Annotated in this window: 4 protein-coding genes and 1 tRNA gene; 1 reads left to right on the top strand and 4 read right to left on the bottom strand. The window is 35.6% G+C overall.

Translation table 11 applies throughout. The features are described from left to right. Positions 1–582: 582 nt before the first annotated feature. Positions 583–1,986 carry an OprD family outer membrane porin gene (locus JZU62_RS06535; protein ID WP_295013089.1) on the top strand — a complete coding sequence of 468 codons (1,404 nt, stop codon included), beginning with the start codon at positions 583–585 and terminating at the stop codon, positions 1,984–1,986. Between the two features lie 18 nt (positions 1,987–2,004). Here the strand turns inward: JZU62_RS06535 and JZU62_RS06530 are convergent, their stop codons facing one another. The 4 genes from JZU62_RS06530 to JZU62_RS06515 all read right to left on the bottom strand — a co-directional run bounded on the left by JZU62_RS06530 (position 2,005) and on the right by JZU62_RS06515 (position 5,383). Then, on the bottom strand, positions 2,005–3,999 hold the full coding sequence (locus JZU62_RS06530) for an EAL domain-containing protein (RefSeq protein WP_295013087.1): 1,995 nt from the start codon (positions 3,997–3,999) through the stop codon (positions 2,005–2,007). Positions 4,000–4,315: 316 nt separating this feature from the next. Then, positions 4,316–4,390 (bottom strand) — tRNA-Glu (locus tag JZU62_RS06525). A 104-nt stretch (positions 4,391–4,494) separates the two neighbouring features. Then, a complete protein-coding gene (locus JZU62_RS06520; protein WP_295013085.1) occupies positions 4,495–5,046 on the bottom strand; it encodes a response regulator in 552 nt (183 codons plus the stop codon). Between the two features lie 124 nt (positions 5,047–5,170). After that, the gene (locus tag JZU62_RS06515; protein ID WP_295013083.1) at positions 5,171–5,383 is read right to left on the bottom strand and encodes a hypothetical protein; all 213 of its coding nucleotides are present in this window, start codon (positions 5,381–5,383) and stop codon (positions 5,171–5,173) included. Between the last annotated feature and the right edge of the window lie 195 nt (positions 5,384–5,578).

The following is a 5,578-nucleotide window of genomic DNA, read 5'->3' as shown; positions in this document are numbered from 1 at the left end:
AGTTCAGGATAGGTGGATAGAAGCAATTCTCTATCAACGTGTTCCCCGCCGAAATGTTCATTGATAGCTACTGATGCAATTTGAAGATAGTGAGAAGGTGACATGGGTAAGCTCCTTGAGCTTTTTTTGGATAGTTTATGCTTAAGTACGATTTTACACCATTCTTTTAGTAACTTTCTTACAAAATAAGGTAAAATAGTACGATATACATCAATAAGATTTTGTGATTAAAGAGAAGAGTATCGACAGAAGAGTATTTTTATCATTGGTAGCTCTTTGCAGCACAACCCTTTCATTTGGTGCAACCGAGGAGTTTATCCCTTCTCAATCTCCCATCCTAAAAGCCTCACCGATTATTAGATCACTGTTGGATAAATTGAATGCGGTTCAAAATCAGGAATACGGGGCATTTCCTTTTAAACGGTGGAGCAACCGAAAAATATGCAACGATCAAAAAATTGGTCGGACATGATCTTGTTTTGACATCTGGCGTCCGTGCACCTGATGGCGTTCGCATATCAAAGTAATGGGTGGGAGTGAAACTACCTAATATTCTGCAATAAATTTAAAAGGAGCGTATCGATGAAATTATCAGGAATCACGGCTATTTTAGTGGTCATGCTTTCATCACATGCTCAAGATGATGTATCGTTTGGAAAACTTCAAGGACAAATCCGTATGTTTACCATGATGGAGGACAACCAAAAACCTTTACATGATTATGAAGCGACTGCTCTAGGTGGGAAACTTCTTTATCTTACACCCAACTGGAATCGATTGCAAGGGGCTATTGGGATTTATACGACACACTTTATTAAAGATAATATTTCCTCACAAAATGTTGAGCCGTTGGCATCCAATAAAAATTCCCGCTATGCCGTCGGACTGGTAGATTCAATCAATTATGACGCTAGAAGTCTAACAAATATCGGTGAAGCGTATGTGCGTTACCAGTATGAAAAAAATTCTATTACACTGGGGCAAATGAAACTGGATACACCATTTGTCAATCCGCAAGATGGCCGTATGATTCCAACATTTGAACAAGGAATATGGGTTAATTCCGTATTCTCGAACGATTGGAGTGGACAAGCTGGTTATATCAATGCTTTTTGGAACCGAAATACCCCTGAATGGAAAAGCGTCGAAGATTCTTTGGGATATGGATATGAAATGGGAAATAGTTCCCTCGAAACAGCGGTTGCAGGAAACTATCGAGGTAATACGTCATCTGATGGCCTTTTTGTTGCAAATATACGTTATGGTCTTAGCAAAGAGTTTTACGTTGATGTATGGGATTATTATTTGGAAAATATTTTTAATCTCTCTTATGTTGATGTAGGTTATACATTTCCTTACGGTCCAATTGAGCTATCCTATGGTGCTCAATATATTTATCAGCATGAGTCAGGTGATGGTGGTAATAGCGAAGACAACAGTATCACATCCAATACCATAAAAGCAAAATCGTATATGCAAGAGGGAGAAAAGAGCACGACTTACGGAGTCAAAACAGCTATTAAATACCAGAACTCAAAACTGACTTTTGCATACAATCAGACAACAGATGATGGGCGCTTTTTATTTCCGAGAGAGTGGGGGAAAGAACCTCTTTATACCTTTCAAAAACGTGAACGCAGTGATGGAAGCGGTAACTGTCACGCTTGGCTTACGACATTTGAACATAATTTTTCGGGGCAGGGGTTTAACGGATTAGATATGATGGCAGGTTATGGAGAATACACAAAAACAGATCCTAAAGAGTGGAAATACAATAAATACGGTCATCCAAGCTATGTACAATGGAATATAGATGTTTTTTACCGATTCAGTGGAACACTAAAAGGGCTTCGTGCTGAATACCTTTTGGCCCGGAAAGTAGCTCGTGGTGAGACATATCAAATTCCAGGAGCTTCGGAATACAATTATATTTTCCGAAAAAATGGAATAACACAACAGAATTTTATTCTTAATTATGATTTTTGAAAATCCGACTTGTTGCCATTATACTTTTGGCTCAGGTTTACTTAAATAATATCCTTGAATATAATCAATTTTAAGCTCTTTGCACTCGTCATAAATCGATCCTGTAGAGACAAACTCAGCGATTGTTCGAATATTAAGACGATTGGCAAATTCAACAATTGCACGCACAATATCTTGTGCACTCAGATCAATATCAAGATTTTTGATAAGTGATCCATCAATTTTAATAAAATCTACATTTATACGCATCAGATAAGCAAAATTAGAGTAGCCGCTTCCAAAGTCATCAATGGCTATTTTACATCCATGGCTTTTAACATGAGCAATAAAATTAGAAACTTCTTCAAAATTTTCTATCCCTTCGCTTTCTAAAATTTCAAAAATAAGCCGGTTGCCGACATTTGACTCTTTTAAATGTTTATAAATAAGATTTTGTGTCTCCTGATTTAGAATATCGTCTAAAGAGAGATTAATAGAATAAGTGTGAGGAGTATTATGCAATTGTGTAAAAATTTCATTGACAACAAAATGGGTAATGTGACGATAGAGACGTGATTTTTTGGCTATATCTAAAAACATTGCAGGAGAAATAACGGTTCCGTCTTTGTCGATTATCCGAATTAACGCTTCATATTCAACAATTGAATGTGTTAAACATTCATGCACCCCTTGATAATACAGGGCAAAACGGTGTTCGTCAATTGCATCTTTTAGTTTTTTACTCCATAAGATATTGTTGGAGTATTCCTCTTTTATATGGAGTTCATCGTGATATTTCATAAAAGAAACACCCCATTTTTTTGCTGTTTTAAGTGCCATATCGGCTCTTCCGATCAAATCGCATCCCTCTTCTGAACTAATATCGGCACCCATCCCGAGTGTAACGAAAATACTAATTCCATCAATATCGCAATATCCTTCATTAAGGGTATGTAAAATTTCATGACACAGATGCGTGAACTTATGCTCAGATAAGGGTTCTGTCAGAGCTAATGCATATTCATCAGCGTGCATTTTATAGACAGCTAGCGGATGATCTACAACTGCATGTTGAAGAGTAGTACCAATAGCTGATAAAATTTTGTCTCCAATTTCATGTCCATATAAATCATTCATCTCTTTAAAATTATCAATATTTAGCAGCATAATACCCCGGTAATAGTTATGAGTAAGATCCTCATAAAGAGCTTTACGATTAGGCAAGTGTGTAAGAGAATCATTGTAAAGCTGGTAATGAAGTTGCTTGCTATGCTGAGTTGATAGATCATGGATACGATCAATTAATGCTTTAAAACCGAAATGCAAAACAATACTTAATAAGATGAGAACTAAAAGACTAACGACAATCAGTTCCCGTATTTCTCGATTGTATATTATTTCATCTTCGGTTACATCAAGTGCGCACACAATCTTTGCTAAAGATTTATTGGCATACGTACTCAACTCTTTAGGAGCAATCATATATGTTCTGTCGTTATAGGTGATACGATATGAATCGTTTAAAGTGTACTCTTTTGGCAAATATTTGAATAACGGATCATTATACGAAATTAGAACATATTTACCATATTGTTTCAAATGTTTATTCGGTAAAAGTTTATTTAGAGTTTTAGAGTCAAAAGCCAAGGCACTTTTAATTCCGGAGTGAAGGTCGAGATGTTCTTGAATACGGTTAATTTTAACTGAGGATTGAAGAAGACCTAAAAAATGATTTTCTTTAAAAATAGGAATAAGAGTTACCAAGGATATATTGTAAAGTGTAACGTCCAAGGAGACTATGGGTTGGCGTGTCCGAATAGCTTCTTCAATCATAGGGCGTTTTTTTGCAATGTTATCACCGAATTTATGTGGGTCGGTAAGACGTAAAAAATGGATACCGTCATTGCGAATAAAGCCGGTTAAATCGACTTCTCCGCGCGCATTTGCTTTATTAAAATAAGGAAGTGCCAATCGGTATAGCGTATTACGATCACCTGCTTCAAAAGCATTAACGATTTTTTGATCGGTGAGCATCTGAAATCCGAGATAATTGAGAGATTTCTCAACATCAAAGACAGAAAGTTTGTACGTACTTTGGAGTAGTTCATGATGATCATGCATCTTATCGTCTAGGGTGCGTTTTTTACTTTCTATTGCATTAAAAAGGAAATAACTTATTAGCAATAGGACAATCAATATCGAAAGCAACGTTGCCTTGATCCGTATTTTGTCCATTTTTAACCTTATCTACATTGTGATTAAATTATAGCACACGAATGATATTAGAATAGTGCAAATACACTAAATACAGTAAGGTTTAATAAAGTTATTTTATGGGTGATTTTAAAAGTGGTGACCCCAACGAGATTCGAACTCGTATGGCCAGAATGAAAATCTGGAATCCTAACCATTAGATGATGGGGCCGTATTGATAAGAACAGGTAAACCTGAACCGAAATTATATAAGCCTATTGCTGAAATAAAAATAAATAATCTGATTTTCTTCCCAAAAAGTGGGAAGAGGGGAGATTAGTCGTTATAGAAAGAGCGAAGAGCGCGAATAATAACCGCATTTTTAGAGATACTTTCCGCTTTAGCATTATCATCAACCAATTCATAAACATCTAACGGTAGAGAGATAGAGAATGTTTTAGTTTCAATTTTTTTGCGTTTAGCCACTAAACTGGTGATATTTTGTAGCATTTCAAGAATTTTTTTCGTATCAATCGGTTTTTGAATGAAGCTGTTTACACCCACTTCGATAGATTCAGAAATTTTTTGGATATCGTTACTCGCAGAGATAACGATAATGATTTGTGATGGATTGATAGAACGGATACGACGAGCAAGCTCGATACCATCAATTTCAGGCATGATGATGTCAATAAAGATAATATCCGGATTGATTTTTTCATACATTCGTAATGCTTCAGCACCATTATAAGCAGATGTTACATCCGCAAAAAAGTTTTTAAAAGTTGAACTTAATAAATCATTAGCAACAACTTCATCCTCAACGACCATTGCGGTGAGTTTTTTTGTTTGTTCTGTAAGTTGGATTAAATCGACATGAGATGACATGAACGGCCTTTGTTTAAATTCAGCGACATGTTTAAAAATGCAACTGTGGATTATTGTTGTTATTATAGATCATATTTTTTAGCATGACCTTAAAAAAACAAATTTAGTGAGTAGTTTTTAAATATTAATATTGTTTGAACTGTTCAAGCCATTCAAGATTGGATTCATTTGTCTTTTCTTGTTGTTGCAAAATGGAGTTTATGATATTTAGGAGAGTTTGTCGATCTAAAAATTGGAGCAGTTCTGGATTTATGTGGGTAGGCTTTACAGAATCGTAGCGGTTGAGAAGATTTTCAATATCGGCGATTAGTTGTTCTTTTGTTGATTCCATATTCATAGTTTAACTTAACTCAACTGAATTTATTTTGGTTAACATAATAAACATTATATTGAAAATTATAGGTACGGTTTATCGTATAGTACATAATCACTAATCTTTTATTCGAGCATCTCTTCAGATTCACCGAGCTGTAAGATACCCTGCTCAGCAAGCGCTTGAACCGCATCCACGATTTTACGTTGAGCCGCTTCA

The sequence above is a fragment of the Sulfuricurvum sp. genome (assembly GCF_019163035.1).
Taxonomy (GTDB): domain Bacteria; phylum Campylobacterota; class Campylobacteria; order Campylobacterales; family Sulfurimonadaceae; genus Sulfuricurvum.
The sequence above is the reverse complement of the archived record's forward strand: the minus strand, read 5'-3'. Positions and strand labels throughout refer to the sequence as shown.

Bases quoted from the DNA above. Each gene is read 5' to 3' on its own strand.
- JZU62_RS06535 (WP_295013089.1), top strand. From the start codon at position 583: ATGAAATTATCAGGAATCACGGCTATTTTAGTGGTCATGCTTTCATCA.
- JZU62_RS06530 (WP_295013087.1), bottom strand. From the start codon at position 3,999: ATGCTCACCGATCAAAAAATCGTTAATGCTTTTGAAGCAGGTGATCGT.
- JZU62_RS06520 (WP_295013085.1), bottom strand. From the start codon at position 5,046: ATGTCATCTCATGTCGATTTAATCCAACTTACAGAACAAACAAAAAAA.
- JZU62_RS06515 (WP_295013083.1), bottom strand. From the start codon at position 5,383: ATGAATATGGAATCAACAAAAGAACAACTAATCGCCGATATTGAAAAT.